Genomic DNA, 18188 nt, shown 5'->3' on the forward strand with positions numbered 1-18188 from the left:
CCAGAGTCCCGTAGCGACTCTGCATTGCGTCGTCGCTTCGCTCCTCGCAATGACGGCAACTGAGGAAACGCCCTTGGCCAAGACAACGAAAACAACGACCAAGCCCGTCACCGTCAAGCAGGCCACCTTCGACCTGCTGCGCGCGTTCGGCATCAAAAAGGTGTTCGGCAATCCCGGCTCGACCGAGCTGCCGTTCCTCAGCGACTGGCCTGACGACATCGACTACGTACTCGGCCTGCAGGAGGCCTCCGTGGTCGGCATGGCCGACGGCTATGCGCAGGCGACGCGCAATGCCGGCTTCGTCAACCTGCATTCGGCCGCCGGCGTCGGTAATGCGCTGGGCAACATCTACACCGCGCATCGCAACCAGACGCCGCTGGTCATCACCGCCGGCCAGCAGGCGCGCTCGATCCTGCCGCTGCAGGCGTTCCTCTACGCCGAGCGCCCGAGCGAATTTCCGCGGCCTTACGTCAAATACAGCGTCGAGCCGGCGCGGCCCGAGGATGTGCCGGGCGCGATCGCGCGCGCCTACTACACGGCGATGCAGCCGCCCTGCGGCCCGACCTTCGTCTCGATCCCGATCGACGACTGGATGCATCCGGCGCAGCCGTTGTCGGCGCGCAAGGTCAGCCGCGAACTCGGCCCCGATCGCGCCGCGATCGAAGAATTGGTCGGTGCGCTCGCTGCGGCGACCAGCCCCGCGCTCGTCATCGGCCCCGGCGTCGATCGCGCCGGCTGCGTCGATCTGATGGTCGCGGTGGCCGAAAGAACGAAGGCCAGCGTCTGGGTCAGCCCGTTCTCGGCGCGCTGCTCGTTCCCCGAACGCCATCCGCAATTCCACGGCTTTCTGCACGCCGCGCCCGGACAACTCTCGGAGGCCCTGAAGCCGCACGACCTCGTGGTGGTGATCGGCGCGCCGGTCTTCACCTTCCATGTCGAAGGCCATGCCTCGATCTTCGACGGCGCGACGACGCTGTATCAGATCACGGACGATGCCGACGGCGCCGCGGTGCCGCCGATCGGCACCAGCATCATCGCGACGATGCGTCCCGCATTGTCGCTGCTGCTGGAGCTGCTGCCGGAGAGCCGGCGCGCCGCGCCGAAGGGCCGCGTCCTGCCCGATGCGCCGAAGCCGGCGGATCCGATCCCGGTCGATTACCTCCTGCACACGCTGTCGCAGGCGCTGCCCGCCGGCGCCGCTGTCGTCGAGGAGATCCCCTCGCATCGCCCGGTGATGCACAAGTTCATGCCGATGCCGGGCGCGGAGTCGTTCTACACGATGGCGAGCGGTGGGCTCGGCTACAGCCTGCCGGCGGCGGTCGGCATAGCGCTGGGCCGCAACGCGGGCCGCACGGTGTGCCTGATCGGCGACGGCTCGGCGATGTATTCGCTGCAGGCGCTGTGGACCGCCGCGCAGCGCAGGCTGCCGATGACGGTCGTCGTCATCAACAATTCCGGCTACGGCGCGATGCGCTCGTTCAGCCAGGTCATGCAGGTGCGCAACGTGCCCGGGCTCGATCTGCCGGGCCTCGATTTCGTCAAGCTCGCCGAAGGCATGGGCTGCGATGCCGTGCGCGTCAGCCGCTCGGCCGATCTTGCCGCCGCCCTGGCGCGGGCTCTGGCGCATGACGGCACCAGCCTCGTCGAGGTGATGGTCGATTCCGCGGTCCCGCTGCTCTACGCCAAGAGCTGAGCAGGAGCTGAGCGAGGGGTAAGCCGCCGTTCGCTCAGCGGACGTCTTGTCAACGCAACGCCGATGCGACAATGCGTCGCATCTTCAATGGCGGCGGGGTGGCATGCCGCGAAATGCCCACCGGCCGGCCGCATCGGTGCAACCGCCACCGGCGTCTACAACCGATTGTTTCAAAAGCTTTCTGGCCCCCTGCGCCATGTCGCCGCGGCCAGCCCGCCGCAAACACCGCGAAATCCTGCCGCCAGATGGCAAGCGGGCGCCATGCTGCTTGCAAGGTCCGACCATCCTGCAAACCAAAATCATTTCCACAAGGTTCCATCATCCAATCCAGCGTACCAAGGGAGTTGAGCTGATGGCGGACAACAAGAATTTCAAAACCGCGGCATCGAGGACCGATCTCTATCGCCATGTCAGCGTGCTGGCCCTGATGTCCGCTCTGGCGCTGACGGCGCTCCCGCATCAGGCCAATGCGCAGGCGGTGACCACCGCGCTCGCCACCTCCGCGACGACCAACGCCGCCGCCAAGGCGGCGCAGGATGCCGCGGCGAAGGCTGCTGCCCAGGCGGCCGCCAAGGCGGCCCAGGACGCCGCCGCCAAGGCTGCCGCCGCGGCAGCCAGCAAGGCCGCCCAGGACGCGGCCGCGAAGGCAGCGGCAAAGGCGGCCAGCGACGCAGCCGCGAAGGCCGCGGCGAATGCTGCCGCGAAGGCCGCCGCCAATGCTGCTGCGAAGGCCGCCGCGAACGCCGCGGCCAAGGCAGCAACGACGGCAGCAACGACCGCTGCCACCGCGGCCGCGGCGACCGCCGCGAGCACGGCCGCCAAGACCACTGTCGCGAGCACGGCAACGACCACGAGCACCGCCAAACCGGCCGCTGCAGCCGCAACGACCAGCACCGCCGCAAAGCCGGTTGCAGCGGCCGCGGCATCGACCACGACCACCGGCACGGCCAAGACGGCCGCCGCGACCACCACGACGACGACCGCTGCCAAGCCGGCGGCCGCAGCGGCGGCCACCACCACCGTTGCCGTCGCCAAGGCCACCGCCACGCCTGCGGCCGCAGCAACCCCCGCCAAGGCTGCCGCCGCCGCCGCGAGCAGCACCGATGCCGTCGCAAAGGCGAACGCCGCGGCTGCGGCTGCAGCTCAGGCCGCGGCCGCCGCCGAAGCCCAGGTCGCCGCCGACCGGAAGGCCATCGACGTGGCACGTCAGGCCGAGCAGAACGCGAAGGGCGCCGCGATCGAGGCCCAGGAGCAGGCCGAGAAGAACCCGACGGCCGCCAACCAGGCCGCGGCCACCGCGAATGCCGCGAAGCTCGCGGCCGCCTCCGCCGCGCTGCAGGCCGCCTTCCAGAAGCTCGACAAGGACATCGATGTGTCCAACGAGGCCAAGGAAGCCGCCAACGCCGCCAAGGATACGGCGCGCGAGACGGCCGAGGCTGCCGGGAAGGCTGCCCAGCAGGCCGGCCAGGCCGCCGGCAACGCCAACAATGGCGGCAATGCGAACAACGGCGGCGCCGCGGCCGGCAACGGCAACAACAATAACAACAACCAGCAGAACCAGGAGGCGAAGGAAGCCGCCGAGCAGGCCGCGCTGCAGGCGGCGCTGAAGACCGGCGAGCAGGCGCGCGCGGTCGCCCAGCAGAAGACCCAGGCCGCCAACGCCGCCGCGAGCCAGAACCAGAAGACCGTCGAGGCCGCGCTGAACCAGAAGATCGGCGCGATCGACGCTGCGGTCGAGGCGGCCGAGCAGAAGGTGAATGCCGACCGGCAGGCCCTGGAGAAGGCCCGCCAGGCGGCGCAGACGGCGCAGCATGAGGCGCAGGAAGCCGCCGAGGCGGTCGAGCGCGCCAACAACGCGGCGAACCAGGCCGCCTTGGCCGCCGCGCAGGCCAAGGCGCAGACGGCCACGACCGCATTCAACCAGGCCAACGCCACGCTGAACGCCGACAACCAGGCCCTGACCCAGGCCCGCGAGACCGGCGAGCAGCAGGAGGGGGCGTTGCGCGCAGCGGCCCAGCAGCAGATCCAGGCCGGCTACACCGCCGCACAGCAGGCGACCCAGGCCGCCTGGGCCGAGGCACAACAGATCGGCAACGCTGCGCTGGCCGCCCTCGAGCAGTAAGGCCACGGCGCTCCGCGTCGCCTTCCGGTCAATCCTGGGCGGCGCGGACCCGATAATCAGAACAAGGCCCTCACCAGCCGCATGCCGAACAGGCCGGGGGATCACGGGTCACGCGACGGGATCTGACCTCACCCCGTCAACCGATCCGCCCCGGTCCCCCATCCGCCGGCCATGCATGCCTCCCGCCCCGCCCCCTTGCGGGGCTTTTTTTTGCGCGGGCGGACGCGTGAGCCAGGCGCACTCCGTCTCGCCGTTCTTCACGGGCGCGCAACGAACCTCGCTGTCGCCGAGCGGGGATGAGGCGGAGGCAGCGGAACGGGCGGCGCAGTTTCCTGCCAAGTACTGATCATCCGCCAGCCCGACAGATGCGATCGCGGCGGACGACGGAGCGCTCCGTGACGCTCAATATTGATACCGCACGCCGACGAGACCGACGACCGCCATGAAGTTGTTGAGCGGGATGTTCGAGCGCGTCCATTCGGTGCGGACCTCGCTCTTCAGCTGAATGTTGCGGTTGACCTTGTAGGTGCCTGCGGCGGCGACGAACATGCGCTGGTCGACCCGGCCGCTGCCGACGAACTGATCCTGGCCATAGCCGGCGCGCAGCGTGCCGATCAGCCAGGGCTCGAACTGATGATCCATCTGCAGGATCACGTCGCGCGACAGGATGCCCGAGACGTTGATCGCCGGCGTCTCGGAGGCCTGCGAGCGCGCCACCAGCACGAAGGTCGTGGCATCGGTCGCGGCCCAGGCCAGCGTCGCGTCCGCGATCACGCCGCTGATGTTGGGCATCATGGGCGAATCCATGCGGCGCGTGAGATAGCCCACCGAGGCTTCGCCGGTCAGCGATCCCATGTTGACGACGGCGCCGGCCCGCCCGGCAATGCCGGTGGAGTCGCGGCGCTGGCCGTTGAAATCGACCTGCAGATCGTGGTTGCGACGATCGAAGCTCATGTCGATGAAGGGCGAGATGTTCGGCGTCAGCACATAGGTGACGCGCACCTGGGCGCCCGGCTGGGTGTAGTTGCGATCCCGCGTCCGCAGCGGCACGTTGGCCGTGATCATCGCATCGTTGAAGACGACCCGATCGGCCGATCCCTTGAAGGCGATCTCGGTCGGGCCGATCTTCTGCAGCACGCCGGCGCTGCCCCCGAAGGTCGTCGCGCGCGGCAGCTTGAGCGCCCCCGGAAGCGCCAGGGCATCGTTGACGAACCGCGCCTCGCCCGTGACCGCAGTGCCCTCGGTGACGTCGTAGCGCCCTTGCGCGCGCGCCTCGAAGGTCGGATGGCTGAGGGAGCGGACATTGGTGTCCTCGGTGTAGGCGCCGCGCAAATCGGCATTGAGCTGATGCCGCTCCCATTGCGACCGCACCGAGACCTCCGTCGCCACGATGGCGACGGGTGATCCGGGCCCTGCGTTGCGCCGCGTCGGATTGGTGTCGTAGCCCGCCTGGATCTCGACGGCCGGCTTCACCAGGAAAGACCCGACCGTCAAGCCGGCCGGATCATAGGGCTTGGCTTCGGCCGTCACCGGCTGCGGCTTCACCGTGTTGAGATTGCGCTCCGGCAGGACGTCGCGGTTGCGCAGCACGGCCGCCGGCTGGGCTGCCGCCACGGTGTCCTCCGGCTTCTCCGCCGGGGGCGCATTCGCCGGAGCCGCAGGCCTTGCCGCAATCTGCCTGGCTGCGGATGGCGGCGCGGGCGACATCGTGCGCGCGGCCTCGCGCGCCGGCTCGGCCGTGGCGATCAGCGCGCCGCGCGCCGGCTGAAACATCGCGGGGCCAAAGCCGCCCGCAGGCTTGCCTGGCGCAGCCAAGGTTGGCGCGCCGGCCTCTCGCACGGGGCGCAACAGCGCGCTGACGCTGCGCGGATCCTGACGCATCATCAGTGTCCGGCTGTCGGTGGTGATCCGCGGAACGTGGTAGTAGATGCTTCGCGCGGTGACGTGACGAAAGAACAGCCGATCGGCACGTCCCGGCACGACATCGGTCGGCTTGGTCTTGATGGTCTGCTGCGCGGACGCGGCATCCACCACCATCACGGTCAGAAGCAGCACCTCGACGAGCGCAAGCGTAACCCCGCGCTGGGATCGCGTCACCATGAGCCGCTTCGTCCGCACGGCGAACGCGCCGGTCTTGTGTGGTGAATGAGCTTGCAACGGAAAGCCGGGGCTGTGCAGAAATCGTGCGATGACGTCGGGGCGCTGCCGACATCACACGCAGCCTGTGCACGCGACCAACTCCCCTTGCCGGCCAGATGACCGGCAAAGGTCGGCGGAAGTTTTGCCGAGCTGCGGAGATTTCATGCGGACGGACGCCCGCAGCAAGCTGCCCTACGCGGACCGCATCGCAGTCTCGGCGTTCGTGGACAGAACTAATTAGTTGAAACGACGATGCGGACCGCTCATCGCCGCCGATATTGGCTGAAATCCGCCTTTGCGACGATAACGCAGGGATCGCCGATGACAGATCTCGCCCCATTCCGGAGGCAGCTGCGGGCCGCGCCCGTCGCTCCCGGGCGACCGACACGATCCGTCGGCCTCAGGAGGCCAGAAACCCGCCATCTGCGGCCAAGACATGGCCGACGACATAGGACGAGGCGTCCGACAGCAGCCACAGCACCGCCTCTGCGATGTCGTCAGGCTGCCCCATCCGGCGCAGTGGCAGGCCCGCGGCGACGGTCGCGATGTCGCCGACGCCCGCGCGCAGCATCATGTCGGTGACGACGCGTCCCGGCGCAATCGCGTTGATCCGGACGCCACGCGGCGCCGCCTCGAGCGCGGCCGAGCGCGTCAGCGAGATGACGGCGGCTTTCGAGGCCGAGTACAGCGCAAGCCCGACATTCGGATTGCGCACGCCGCTCACGGAGGCATTGATCACGATGCGCCCATGCCCCCGCGCATACATGATCGGCAGTTGCGCGCGCAGGCAGAGAAAGACCGAGCGCACATTGCCGTCAAATACGTCCGCATAGACGCCGTCGCCCTGCTGCTCGATCGGCGCCCGACGCTCCTGGAACCCGGCATTGTTGAAGGCCGCGTCCAACCGGCCGTATCGATCCATCACCGACCGCACGAGATGCACCACGTCCGCCTCTTGGGTGACGTCGGCTTTCACCACCAGCGCCTCCGCGCCGAGCGAGCGGCACCGCGCCGCCGTATCTGCCAGCGCGGCCTCGCGTCGGCCGGCGACGACGACCGCCTGTGCGCCTTCGGCCGCGAGCTTCACGGCGGTTGCGCGACCTATGCCGGAGCCGCCTCCCGTGACGAGGCAGACCTGCCCCTGCATGCACGACGCCTTGGGCGAGCGGGCGTCGGCGGTGAGCGGCGTATCGGTCATCTCGTACCCTCCGGCGAGACAGCGCCGTCGATGCCACGTTGCATCGGCTATTTGTTGTATGATACAACTATATGGCAGGAGTCAAGATGCCCGATCCCGATCTCACCCTCGTCGACGACATTCGTGCCGCTTCCCGCCTGATGGTGCGCGAGCTCGGCTTCATGGAATCGACGCTGGCCGCAACCGATTATCCGCCATCGGCCGTTCACACCATCCTGGAGATCGGCCTGCGCGGCCCGCTGACGGCGATGCAGCTCGGCACGGCCCTGCATCTGGAGAAATCCAGCGTCAGCCGCATGGTCCGCAAGCTGGTCGACGTCGGCGAGCTGCAGGAGACCGTCGATCCGGCCGATGCCCGCATCAAGCCGCTCTGCCTCACCGCCAAGGGACGGAAGACGCTGGCCGCGCTGCATGCCTTCGGCCGGCAGCAGGTTCGCGGCGCGCTGTCTTCGCTGTCGAAGGCCGAACGGCAGACGGTGCGCGAAGGCCTGTTGCTGTACGCCCGCGCTCTGGAGACCTGGCGCGCGACGGACCGCGATCTGCAATCGCCAGACTAGATCATGATGCGTGTCGGCGGAAACGCATCATGATCTTATCTCTTTTTTTTGAGCATGATCCTTTCGGAGAACCGGTTTCCATTTTTCCGGATCATGCCCTCGCGATGCGCCCGGCGGGCGGACCGCGCATGCGAGCCATGAGAAAACTGCCCGTCGTGTTGAAATGCCGCAGCAGGGGCCCTTGCCTCGTCGGGCAAATCACGACGATCTTTCCGCGCATCCCGCCTCACCACGGAGGGGCGTTGCGCGCGATCGTCACGACACGCGAGGCGGGGATGCGGTGGCCGCGACAGCTCGCAGCGTCTCTTCGGAGGTGCGGACGAACGATGCTGGTGCGGACGTGAAGTTGCGTGGTCCTGGCGCCCCGATGCTGGCGTCAAGCGCGTGGCGATGCTCACGCATCGTACGGGCGACGGTGGCTAAACGCCGGACACCGAGGAGAGCGCAAAATAAGCGTGAAAACCACCGCGCGGGGAATGCCGGGTCGATCCGGCTGAACCTGTGGTACCTGCCGCCTGCATTTTTTTCGCAGGCGGGCCATGGGTGACGCCGTCACCCGGCATTCCCTGCGCCCTTCGTTTGGTGGAAGGGACAAGTCAACCGTACAGCTCGGGCATGATGTGCCGCGAGAAGGCCCAATGACGTCCAGCGATGTTCGATCATGTCCGCTGCTGATGGTGTGCCGACAATCTCTCTTCATCGTCATCCTGGCGATCGCCGGGATCCATACGCCGCGGCTGAAATCGTCGAGCGAGATCGTCGACGCGCGTGCCTCGAACTGCTCCCTGGGGTGATGGGTCCGGCGTTCGCGGGGACGACAACGGAGGATGTTGAGAACGTTCGCGGGCATCGTCGTCGGCCGACGGTGACCGCAGCCCTACGTCCCGAACTCCTCGCGCATCCTCGCCTGGATCTTGGCCATGCCGCCGAGCCAGCGGTCGTAGTTCTCGGTCTTCTTGCGCATGTAGCCGAGCACCTGCGGATGCGGCAGGATCAGGAAGCTCTCCTCGGCAAGCCCCTTCAGCACGTCCTGTGCCACCTGCTCCGGCGTCAGGTCGCCGTCGCCGGATTGCGGGCCCTTCGGGATCGATCGCAGCATGTCGGTGTCGACGCCCTGCGGACACAGGATCGAGACCTTGATGTTGTCGGCCTTGTGCGAGATCGCGAGATTCTCGGCAAATCCCACCGCGGCGTGCTTGGTGGTCGAATACGGCGCGCTGCCGACCTGCGACAGCAGGCCCGCCGCCGAGATCGTGTTGAGGAAATACCCGCCGCCGCGCGCCTTGTAACGCGGGATCAGGTGCCGCGCGGCCCACACATGGGCCATCACGTGAATGGCCCAGCTGCGCGCCCACGGCTCGTCGGAGGTGCCGCCGACATTCACCGACAGCGGATCGAAGCCGCCGCCGATGCCGGCATTCGAGCAGAACAGCGCGATCGGCCCAAAACGCCGCTCGGTCTCCTCGATGACGCGCCTGATGTCGGATTCCTGGGAGACGTCGCATCGGAAGGCCATGCCGCCGATCGAATCAGCGACCGCGTTGGCGCCGGCCTCGTCCAGGTCGGCCACGATCACCTTGGCCGCGCCCGCGCGCGCGAACGCCTCGCACATCGCCTTGCCGATGCCGCGGGCTCCGCCGGTGACCACCACGATTTTTCCGGTCACCTGCATGCAAAGCCCTCCGCGTGGAATTTTCTATGTCAGAACCAGATCGAGCACGGCTGTGTAGTGGAAGCCGGCCCCCAGCAGCACGAAACCATGCCAGATCGCGTTCTGGAAGCGCAAGCGTCGCCAGGAGTGGAAAATGACGCCGAGGCTGTAGAGGATGCCGCCGGTGAGCACGCAGGCCAGCACCGAGGTCGGCATGACCGTGATCACCCGGTCGTACATCATGATGCCGCTCCAGCCGAGCGCCAGATACAGCCCGATCGACAGCGTGTCGAACCGGCCCGGCCAGCGCAGCTTGAGCACGATGCCGAAGATTGCGACGCCCCAGACCCCGAGCAGCAGCGCCGCCGAGAACAGCGAATCCTTCAGCGCCGCGATGAACGGCGTATAGGTCGCCGCGATCAGCACATAGATCGCCGAATGATCGAACCGGCGCAGCACCCATTTGGTCGGCGACACCGGCCACAGATTATAGGTTGCCGACAGGATCAGCATCGACAGCAGGCCGGACACGTAGATCGACACCACGACGATGTCGACGGGGTTGGCATAGATCGACGTCAGAACGACGAGCACGGTCGCGGCCACCAGGCCAAAGCTGATGCCGACCAGATGAACGATGCCGTCGGCGATCATCTCGACCTTGTCGTAATTCCAGCGGACCGCCCCGGTGGCGGCGTGGACGGACGTGGAGGCGAACTGCTTCAGTTGAAATACGGTCATGGACGAACCTGAGACGAACCTGGCGCTGGATTGCCGGGAGATAAGCTTGCAGGGACGATTATGGTTTCCAGTGGTCAACGTTCCGTTCAAGCTGTGGTTCTACCGGGAACGGGCCGCAAATGTGAGCTTGAATCCGGCGTTTTGCATCGCCACCTATCAAAAGTCGCTCACGCCCTTTTCAACTGGCGAATCCCCCTTCCCTGCCATGGTGTCCTTTTCCGAACTCGTCGAGGAAGCACGGCTCTCGGCCCGCGCCTTGCTCGACTACGGCGAGAGCTTCCTCAACCCGACGATCCGGCTCGGGGTCACCGGGCTGTCACGGGCCGGCAAGACCGTGTTCATCACGGCGCTGATCCACGGCCTCGTCCGCGGCGGACGCCTGCCCGTGTTCGAGGCTCTGGCCTCCGGCCGCATCGCCCGCGCGTATCTCGCGCCGCAACCGGACGACGGCGTGCCGCGCTTTGCCTATGAAAGTCATGTCAGGGCACTGGTCGCAGAGCGGCGCTGGCCGAGCTCGACGGTGGACATCAGCGAGCTCCGGCTGGTGATCGAATTCCAGCGCGGCAACGGCGCCGAGCGCACCCTGACGCTGGACATCGTCGACTATCCCGGCGAATGGCTGCTCGACCTGCCGCTGCTCAACAAGAGCTATGAACAATGGTCGCGCGAGAGCCTTGCGCTGTCGCGCAGCGAACCGCGCGCCAATCTGGCCGGCGCATGGCACGCGCATCTGGCGACCCTCTCCGCCGAAGGGCGCGAGGACGAGCCGGCGACGCTGGAAGCCGCACGCCTGTTCACGGACTATCTTCGCGCCTGCCGTGACGACCGTTTCGCCATGAGCCTGCTGCCGCCCGGGCGTTTTCTAATGCCCGGCAATCTCGCGGGATCACCGGCGCTGACCTTTGCGCCGCTCGACGTGCCGGCTGACGGCCATGCGCCGGACGGCTCGCTGTGGGCGATGATGGTGCGCCGCTACGAATCCTACAAGGACATCGTGGTCAGGCCGTTCTTCCGCGATCATTTCGCCCGGCTCGACCGCCAGATCGTGCTGGTCGACGCGCTGGCGGCGTTCAATGCCGGACCGGAGGCCCTGCATGATCTCGAAGCCGCGCTGACCGGCATTCTCGATTGCTTCCGCGTCGGGCGCAGCTCGGTGCTGTCCACCTTGTTCAGGCCGCGCATCGACCGCATCCTGTTCGCGGCCACCAAGGCTGACCATCTGCATCATACCAGCCACGACCGGCTCGAAGCGGTGCTCCGCCGCGCCGTCAACCGGGCGGTAGCCCGCGCCGAGAGCACGGGTGCTGCGATCGACGTCGTGGCGCTGGCCGCGGTCAGGGCGACGCGCGAGGCGCTGGTCGCCCGCGGCCGCGACAAGCTGCCGTCGTTGCTCGGCACCCCCGCCGCCGGCGAGAGCGCCAATGGCGAGATCTTCGACGGCAATACCGAGGTCGCGACGTTTCCGGGCGAGCTCCCCGCCGATGCCGAGGAGCTGTTCAAGGGCGGCGCCTATCGCGGCCTGTCGAGCGCCGCCGCCGACGGGACCGATTTCCGCTTTCTGCGCTTCCGCCCGCCGCTCCTGGAGGCCGACGCTGGCGGCGAGCCCGCTCTGCCCCATATTCGTCTCGACCGCGCCCTTCAGTTCCTGATCGGAGACCGGCTGCAATGAGCGAACGCACCAGGCACCGCCGTCCCCAGACGTTCCGGCTCGACGATCCCGATGTGGTCGTGGTCGATGCCGACGATGCCGCCCGGCCGGGCCGCGGCACGATCCAGATCACGCCGGAAGCCGATCCGGCGCAATTGCCGGTGCCGGTCGAGGTCGTGCTGCCGGCGCGGCGCGGCTTTCGCTGGGGCGCGCTGTTCTGGGGCTCGGTCGGCGGCCTCGTCCTGCTCGGTCTCGGCCTCGGCGTCACCAGGCTGATCGAGGATCTGTTCGCGCGCAGCGAGGCGCTGGGCTATGTCGGCGCGGGCTTTGCCGCGGCAGCGGCCATCGCGCTGGCCGCCGTGATCGGGCGCGAGACCTATGGGCTGGTGCGGCTGGCCACCATCGAGAAGCTGCACGCGCGCGCCGCCGCGGTGCTGCTGTCGGATGATCGCGCCGAGAGCCGCGAGGTCGTCGCCGAGCTGCTGCGCATCGCCCATGCCAATCCGCGGCTGGCACGGCCGCGCGCCGAGCTCGCCGGCCATGCCGACGACATCATCGACGGCGCCGACATGATCAAGCTCGCCGAGCGCGAGCTGATGGCCCCGCTCGACATCGAGGCGCGGCGGCTGGTCTCGGTCGCGGCACAGCGCGTGTCCGTGGTGACCGCCGTCAGCCCGCGCGCGCTGATCGACGTATTGTTCGTGTTCGTCGCCAGCTTGCGGATGATCCGGCAGCTGGCGCACCTCTATGGCGGACGCCCCGGTGCGCTCGGCATGATCAGCCTGCTCCGTCACGTGATCGCCCATCTCGCGATCACCGGCGGCATGGCGGCCAGCGACAGTCTGATCCAGCAGGTGCTGGGTCACGGCATTGCGGCGAAGCTGTCGCAACGCCTCGGCGAAGGCGTGCTCAACGGCCTGCTCACGGCGCGGCTCGGCCTCGCCGCGATCGACGTGACGCGGCCGATGCCGTTCGCCGCGCTGCCGCGCCCGGCGCTCGCCGATCTCGCCAAGGACCTGCTGCGCAAGCAGGAGGAGGACGACAAATGATCAGGCGCGTGCCGTGCCGTCGAGATCGCCGGCGAGCCACCGCCATTGGTAGAAGGGCGAGTCCGGCGGCGGCGCCAGCTCCGGCGTCCAGCCGGTCAGGCTGTCGATCGCATAGCGATCCATGACGACGCCGCGCCAGGTCCGCTCGACGCGACCAAGCGGCTCGCGGCGCGCGGCCGTTTCGGCAAGCAGCCGGCCGGTGCCGTCCGGCTCGCGGACGACATAGAGGCCGGGATGTCCCGCGATCAGGCCCATGCCGGGATCACGAAAGCCCATGAAGCGGGCACGCTCGTTGATCTGAATGACCGGCACGCGCCCCCTGAAGAACCACCGCATCATCGCATAGGTGCGATAGTCGGAGGTCGCGATCCAGGTGGCACCGGTCCTCGCCAGCTCCTGATCGACGCGCGCGGCGACCTGCTGATAACCGGCCTCGGCCCCGATCGGATCGGTCCGTCCGAGGAAATTCCAGGGCGCGGCGACGTAATACAGAAAGATCAGCAGGACCGTGGCAATGCCGCTCGCGACGGCAATGCGCGCCCAGCGCCTGGTCGAGCGAATGAACCATGCCGACGCACCGTCCCGCGGCAGCGCCACGATGTTGATCGCGACCGCTGCAAAACCGATCGGCCACATGAACATCGGCCAGGTGTCGCCGATCCGCAGCGTGAACGACTTCCAGAGGAAGTACAGGAACGGCACCAGCACCGCGGTCGACAGCAGGATCGCAACGGGCTCCCGCTTGCGGTAGCCGCGCCAGGCCGTGAGGGTCAGCGCGGACAGCGTGACCGGCAGCACGACGAAGCCGACCTGTCCGAACTGCAAACCGAGATAGTCGCCGAACGTCCGGAGCGAAAAGTCGCGCGGGGCAGTGGCGCGGACGAACTGGAATCGAAACGAGGCCCAATCATGCTGCGCGTTCCAGATCAGCACCGGCGAGAACACGACGAGCGCAATCAACGCGCCACACCAGGGATAGGGGCTGAGGAGCCAGCGGCTGCGCCACGCAGGGACCAGCAGGAACGCCGCCACCGCCGGCAGCAGCATGACGACGGTGAACTTCGACAGCAGCGCGAGGCCGCCGAACAGCCCGGCGGCCAGCCACCAGCGGCCGTCATCGGTCTCGGCAAGCCGCACCAGCGCCCAGATCATCGCCAGCGCGAACGGGATTGCTGCGATATCCGGAGCCACCTTGGCCATCAGCAGGCCGTAATACAACGCGGCTTCCGGCAGCAGCGCGGCGAGCATCATTGCGCGGGCATCATGCGTCACGCGGCGGACGATGTCGGCGAGCAGCAGCTGCGACGCGCCCATTGCAACAATGCCGGCGAAGCGAACACCGAGATTGGTATCCCCGAACAGCGCGGTCCCCAGCCGGATGAACCAGGCGATCATGGGCGGATGATCGAGGAAGCAGAGCTGCAATTCCTTCGACCAGGTCCAGTAATAGGCCTCGTCGGTGCGCAGATCGAGGACGCTCGCATAGACGATGCGAACCATCGTCATGCCGGCGATCACGGCGAAGGTCAGGAGCCACGCGGCGCGCGCGGACCGCGGATGAGCGCTGTCGATGCTGGAGGAAAGGGCCGTCACGCGGTGCTTTTCCCCGACTCCGCCGGGCGAGTCAACGCTCCCACGCACCAGCCTCGCCCGCCCGGCGTCGGCGCCCGCCCCTCTAGGCCGGCAGGGAATAAATCTCTAGCATCGCGGTTCGAGAGCTCACGGACCGCATGACCCCTTCGCTTTCCCATCGTCTGAAAACGGACCTTCGCGGCATCGGCGTCCGCCAGCTGCGGCTCATCTGCGGCCTCATTCTCTTCAGCTACCTGCTCAGCCACTTTCTCAACCACGCGCTCGGGAACATCTCGCTGCAGGCGCTCGCCGATGGCGTGGCGTACCATCTGGCGTTCTGGCAGTTCCTCCCGGTGGCCGTCCTGTTCTATGCCGCCGCGCTCACCCATGGCGGCCTCGGCGTATGGGCGCTCTACCAACGCCGCCAATTCAGCCGCAACACGTTGGAGCCGCTGCAGCTCGTGCTCGGCCTGAGCATTCCGGCGCTGATCTTCAGCCATCTCGCCGGCGTCCGCCTCGGGTACACCCTCTACGGACACGACAAGCTTTATCCGCAGGTTCTTTATTCCTATTGGGCCGGGCCGTCATGGCGGCTCTGGCTGATGTCGGCAACGTTGCTCACGTCGTGGACCCATGGCTGCATCGGCCTGCATTTCTGGCTACGTCTGAAGCCGTTCTACAGGCGCGCGGCACCATGGCTGCTCGCCTGCGCGGTACTGATCCCGACGCTGGCGCTGCTCGGCTTCTATCGCGGCGGTCGTGACATCATGGCGGCCAGCGCAGCGCCGCAATGGCGCGCCGAGAACCTGTCGCCGCGGCAGACCGGGACGCCGTCGGAACAGGCAAAGCTCGAGGCCATCATGAACGGCTTCCTGATCGGCTATTTCGGCCTGATCGGAATCGTGCTCGCCGCCCGCGGCGCACGCGCATTGCATGAGCGGCGGGGCGGCATGGTGACACTGTCCTACAACAATGGACGCATCATCCGCGTGCCGAAGGGACTTTCAGTACTCGAGGCCAGCCAGCGCAACAACGTGCCGCATGCCAGCATGTGCGGCGGCCGCGCGCGCTGCTCGACCTGTCGCATCAGGGTGATCGGCGATGCCAGCGCTCTGCCCGCACCGTCGCCGCGCGAGGCGTTCGTGCTGGCGCAGGTCGGCGCTGCAGACCCCTCGATCCGGCTGGCCTGTCAGCTGCGCCCAACGGACGATCTCTCCTTCTTCCAGCTGTTCATGCCGAACCTGGCGCCGGGCGATCGCGGCAGCCAACGCGCCGGCATCGGGCAGGAGCGCTATCTGGTCAGTCTGTTCGTCGACATGCGCGGATCGACCGGCCTTGCCGAGAAGCGGCTGCCGTTCGATGTCGTGTTCATCGTCAACCGTTTCCTGGGCGCGGTCTCGCAGGCTGTCTTGAGCAATGGCGGCCAGCCCAATCAGTTCGTCGGCGATGGCATGCTGGCGCTGTTCGGCCTTGCAGTCGATCCGCACATGGCCTGCCGCCAGGCGATCCAGGCCGCCCGTGACATCGCAGCCAATATCGCCGAGCTCAATGCGGTGCTCAGCCACGATCTGCACGATCCGATCCGGTTCGGAATCGGCATTCACGGCGGCGAGGTCATCGTCGGCGAGATCGGCTATCGCGACCACATGGTGTTCACCGCGCTCGGCGATGCCGTCAACGTCGCATCGCGGCTGCAGGACATGACGAAGACGCTCGGCTGCCAGGTCATCATCTCCGAAGACGTCTACGCGCGTGCCGGAGTTGCCTCCGGCACATTGCCGCAGCAGGAGGTGGAGATCCGCGGGCGCGCCGAGCCGATGCGGGTCCGGACGGCGATGGATCCGGCCGACCTCGGGCCGCTCGCACCTGCCACGGAGGAAGGCGCCGCCGCGTGAGGGGTCTCGTTGAACCTGTTTGCACCGTGCTCAGTCATACCCAGAAGGTTGAAGTGGCCGGCGGAACGATAAGTGTGAGCGGCCAATTGCCGCAAAGGCGCCATGATATCGATCATTTCGGGTCAAAAGCGCCCGCTGTTTACGCTACCAAGCCTGTAGCAACCGAAGTAGTCTTGAACTCCGAGTGGGACGGTTTGCGGGGACCGCCGGCTCGAACTGGATTGATCCCGCGGAGGCAACGTATGGCTAAAGGTACGGTCAAGTGGTTCAACCCGACCAAGGGCTACGGCTTCATTCAGCCGGCGGCCGGGGGCAAAGACATTTTCGTCCATATCTCTGCAGTACAGAAGGCGGGACTGACGACCCTCAACGAGGGCCAGACGATCGAGTACGAGGAGATCGCCAACCGCGGCAGAAGCTCGGCCGAGAATCTGAAAGTGTAGCAGACGACGAGCCGCGCCATTTCGCCCGACGGATTTTCCCGCTCTACGGTCTTTAGGCGCGCATCGCTTCTTTCATCATGCCACCGTAGCACGAGGCACCCCGAGACCAGACAGGAGCGGTGCCCGCTCCTGACCATACTTGCGTTTCTTTGTAGTACGAGCTGCCTCCCCGCCATTGCCTCGACCGCCCGACCTGGGCCAAATAGTTGTCGAACCGCGCGAATGATCAATTCCAGCACGCGGAAAGCAACAAACGGGAGCGACGCCTCATGGACGACAAGGGCATTTTCCATGGCCTGAAGGTGCTGGACTGCGCCAGCTTCATCGCCGCCCCCGCCGCCGCGACCGTTCTTTCCGATTTCGGCGCCGACGTCATCAAGATCGAGCCCCCCGGCGCCGGCGACCCCTACCGCAACCTCCCGAACCTGCCCGGCTATCCGCGCAGCGAGCACAACTACGCCTGGTACCTCGAAGCCCGCAACAAGCGCAGCATCGCGCTCGACCTGTCGAAGTCCGAAGCGCAATCGGTGCTGCAGCGGCTGGTCGCGGAGGCAGATGTCTTCATTACCAACTTCCCGCCGTCGGTTAGAAAGAAGCTCGGCCTGACCTACGAGAAGCTCGCGCCGCTCAATTCGCGGCTGATCTATGCGTCGTTCACCGGCTATGGCGAGAGGGGCGAGGAGGCCGACAAGCCGGGCTTCGACAGCAATGCCTATTGGGCACGATCCGGGCTGATGGACCTCGTCCGCGCCGACGAGAGCACGACACCGGCCCGATCTGTCGCCGGAATGGGCGACCATCCCTGCGCGATGGCGTTCTATGGTGCCATCGTGACCGCGCTGTATCAGCGGGAGAAGACCGGCAAGGGCTGCCACGTCGCCTCCAACCTGATGGCGAACGGGGTCTGGGCCGCGTCTGTCCTGGCCCAGGCCAAACTATGCGGCGCGACGTTCGTCGAGCGGCGGCCGCGCGAGCGGGCGCTGAACGCGGTGGCCAACCACTACAAGTGCAGGGATGGCCGCTGGATCATGCTGTCGCTGCTCAACGAGGAGAAGCAGTGGCCGATCCTGGCCCGCTGTCTCGGCCGCGACGACCTGATCGACGACCTGCGCTTCGTCTCCAAGGCGGACCGCCACGCGCGCTCGGTCGAGCTGATCCAGGAGTTCGACGCGGTGTTCGCGACCAAGCCGCTGGCGGAATGGCGCAAGATCCTCGACGGCAGCGGGCTCGTGTTCGGCGTGGTCGGCATTCTCGACGACATCCCCGACGACAAGCAGATGATCGAGAACGAGGTGCTGGTGCCGTTCGAGAACGACACCATGCTGACCATCAACAGCCCGATCTTCATCGACGGCCAGCGCAAGGTCGTCCCGCGCAAGCCGCCGAGCGTCGGCGAGCACAGCGACGACATCCTGCGGCAGGCCGGCTTCGATGACGAAGCCATCCGCGACCTCAGGGCGCGCGGCGCGGTAGGCTAACG

The 18188-nt window shown here is 67.3% G+C and carries 14 protein-coding genes; 9 read left to right on the top strand and 5 right to left on the bottom strand.

Annotation, left to right across the window (positions count from 1 at the left end; genetic code table 11):
- Positions 1 to 73: 73 nt before the first annotated feature.
- Together mdlC and QX108_RS16180 are read left to right on the top strand one after the other, a co-directional pair.
- On the top strand, positions 74 to 1693 hold the full coding sequence (mdlC, locus tag QX108_RS16175; RefSeq protein WP_315787042.1) for a benzoylformate decarboxylase: 1620 nt from the start codon (positions 74 to 76) through the stop codon (positions 1691 to 1693).
- 352 nt (positions 1694 to 2045) lie between these two features.
- A complete protein-coding gene (locus QX108_RS16180; RefSeq protein ID WP_315787043.1) occupies positions 2046 to 3815 on the top strand; it encodes a hypothetical protein in 1770 nt (589 codons plus the stop codon).
- Between the two features lie 402 nt (positions 3816 to 4217).
- Here QX108_RS16180 and QX108_RS16185 read toward each other — a convergent pair whose 3' ends face one another.
- Together QX108_RS16185 and QX108_RS16190 are read right to left on the bottom strand one after the other, a co-directional pair.
- On the bottom strand, positions 4218 to 5915 hold the full coding sequence (locus QX108_RS16185) for an outer membrane beta-barrel protein (protein ID WP_315787044.1): 1698 nt from the start codon (positions 5913 to 5915) through the stop codon (positions 4218 to 4220).
- Between the two features lie 439 nt (positions 5916 to 6354).
- Positions 6355 to 7152, bottom strand: coding sequence for a glucose 1-dehydrogenase (locus QX108_RS16190; protein ID WP_315787045.1), 798 nt, complete (start codon positions 7150 to 7152; stop codon positions 6355 to 6357).
- An 86-nt stretch (positions 7153 to 7238) separates the two neighbouring features.
- Here QX108_RS16190 and QX108_RS16195 point away from each other — a divergent pair, with 86 nt between their 5' ends.
- Both QX108_RS16195 and QX108_RS16200 read left to right on the top strand, forming a co-directional pair.
- Positions 7239 to 7709, top strand: coding sequence for a MarR family winged helix-turn-helix transcriptional regulator (locus QX108_RS16195; protein WP_315724992.1), 471 nt, complete (start codon positions 7239 to 7241; stop codon positions 7707 to 7709).
- A 539-nt stretch (positions 7710 to 8248) separates the two neighbouring features.
- Positions 8249 to 8503 carry a hypothetical protein gene (locus tag QX108_RS16200; RefSeq protein WP_315724990.1) on the top strand — a complete coding sequence of 85 codons (255 nt, stop codon included), beginning with the start codon at positions 8249 to 8251 and terminating at the stop codon, positions 8501 to 8503.
- Positions 8504 to 8586: 83 nt separating this feature from the next.
- Here QX108_RS16200 and QX108_RS16205 read toward each other — a convergent pair whose 3' ends face one another.
- Together QX108_RS16205 and trhA are read right to left on the bottom strand one after the other, a co-directional pair.
- Positions 8587 to 9381, bottom strand: a complete 795-nt coding sequence (locus QX108_RS16205) for an SDR family oxidoreductase (RefSeq protein WP_315724988.1) — start codon at positions 9379 to 9381, stop codon at positions 8587 to 8589.
- 24 nt (positions 9382 to 9405) lie between these two features.
- Complete coding sequence (trhA, locus tag QX108_RS16210; RefSeq protein WP_172114734.1) at positions 9406 to 10101, bottom strand: PAQR family membrane homeostasis protein TrhA; 696 nt, start codon at positions 10099 to 10101, stop codon at positions 9406 to 9408.
- A gap of 205 nt (positions 10102 to 10306) precedes the next feature.
- Between trhA and QX108_RS16215 the strand changes: the two genes are divergently transcribed.
- On the top strand, positions 10307 to 11770 hold the full coding sequence (locus QX108_RS16215) for a YcjX family protein (protein WP_315724984.1): 1464 nt from the start codon (positions 10307 to 10309) through the stop codon (positions 11768 to 11770).
- The gene (locus QX108_RS16220) at positions 11767 to 12798 is read left to right on the top strand and encodes a TIGR01620 family protein (RefSeq protein WP_315787046.1); all 1032 of its coding nucleotides are present in this window, start codon (positions 11767 to 11769) and stop codon (positions 12796 to 12798) included. Before QX108_RS16215 ends, QX108_RS16220 begins: the two co-directional genes overlap by 4 nt.
- Here QX108_RS16220 and QX108_RS16225 read toward each other — a convergent pair whose 3' ends face one another.
- Complete coding sequence (locus QX108_RS16225) at positions 12799 to 14304, bottom strand: glycosyltransferase family 39 protein (RefSeq protein WP_315787064.1); 1506 nt, start codon at positions 14302 to 14304, stop codon at positions 12799 to 12801.
- Positions 14305 to 14528: 224 nt separating this feature from the next.
- Between QX108_RS16225 and QX108_RS16230 the strand changes: the two genes are divergently transcribed.
- The 3 genes from QX108_RS16230 to QX108_RS16240 all read left to right on the top strand — a co-directional run bounded on the left by QX108_RS16230 (position 14529) and on the right by QX108_RS16240 (position 18186).
- Entirely contained in the window at positions 14529 to 16265 is a 1737-nt protein-coding gene (locus QX108_RS16230) for an adenylate/guanylate cyclase domain-containing protein (RefSeq protein ID WP_315787047.1), read from the top strand.
- 242 nt (positions 16266 to 16507) lie between these two features.
- On the top strand, positions 16508 to 16708 hold the full coding sequence (locus QX108_RS16235; protein ID WP_006609369.1) for a cold-shock protein: 201 nt from the start codon (positions 16508 to 16510) through the stop codon (positions 16706 to 16708).
- 269 nt (positions 16709 to 16977) lie between these two features.
- Positions 16978 to 18186, top strand: coding sequence for a CoA transferase (locus tag QX108_RS16240; RefSeq protein ID WP_315787048.1), 1209 nt, complete (start codon positions 16978 to 16980; stop codon positions 18184 to 18186).
- Positions 18187 to 18188: the final 2 nt, after the last annotated feature.

The organism is Bradyrhizobium sp. SZCCHNR1002, from assembly GCF_032381435.1.
Taxonomy (GTDB): Bacteria; Pseudomonadota; Alphaproteobacteria; order Rhizobiales; family Xanthobacteraceae; genus Bradyrhizobium; species Bradyrhizobium aeschynomenes.

Excerpts from the sequence above, each read along its gene's own strand:
- QX108_RS16180 (WP_315787043.1), top strand. The coding sequence starts at position 2,046 with ATGGCGGACAACAAGAATTTCAAAACCGCGGCATCGAGGACCGATCTC.
- QX108_RS16185 (WP_315787044.1), bottom strand. The coding sequence starts at position 5,915 with ATGGTGACGCGATCCCAGCGCGGGGTTACGCTTGCGCTCGTCGAGGTG.
- QX108_RS16190 (WP_315787045.1), bottom strand. The coding sequence starts at position 7,152 with ATGACCGATACGCCGCTCACCGCCGACGCCCGCTCGCCCAAGGCGTCG.
- QX108_RS16195 (WP_315724992.1), top strand. The coding sequence starts at position 7,239 with ATGCCCGATCCCGATCTCACCCTCGTCGACGACATTCGTGCCGCTTCC.
- QX108_RS16200 (WP_315724990.1), top strand. The coding sequence starts at position 8,249 with ATGGGTGACGCCGTCACCCGGCATTCCCTGCGCCCTTCGTTTGGTGGA.
- QX108_RS16205 (WP_315724988.1), bottom strand. The coding sequence starts at position 9,381 with ATGCAGGTGACCGGAAAAATCGTGGTGGTCACCGGCGGAGCCCGCGGC.
- trhA (WP_172114734.1), bottom strand. The coding sequence starts at position 10,101 with ATGACCGTATTTCAACTGAAGCAGTTCGCCTCCACGTCCGTCCACGCC.
- QX108_RS16215 (WP_315724984.1), top strand. The coding sequence starts at position 10,307 with ATGGTGTCCTTTTCCGAACTCGTCGAGGAAGCACGGCTCTCGGCCCGC.
- QX108_RS16220 (WP_315787046.1), top strand. The coding sequence starts at position 11,767 with ATGAGCGAACGCACCAGGCACCGCCGTCCCCAGACGTTCCGGCTCGAC.
- QX108_RS16225 (WP_315787064.1), bottom strand. The coding sequence starts at position 14,304 with ATGACGATGGTTCGCATCGTCTATGCGAGCGTCCTCGATCTGCGCACC.
- QX108_RS16230 (WP_315787047.1), top strand. The coding sequence starts at position 14,529 with ATGACCCCTTCGCTTTCCCATCGTCTGAAAACGGACCTTCGCGGCATC.
- QX108_RS16235 (WP_006609369.1), top strand. The coding sequence starts at position 16,508 with ATGGCTAAAGGTACGGTCAAGTGGTTCAACCCGACCAAGGGCTACGGC.
- QX108_RS16240 (WP_315787048.1), top strand. The coding sequence starts at position 16,978 with ATGGACGACAAGGGCATTTTCCATGGCCTGAAGGTGCTGGACTGCGCC.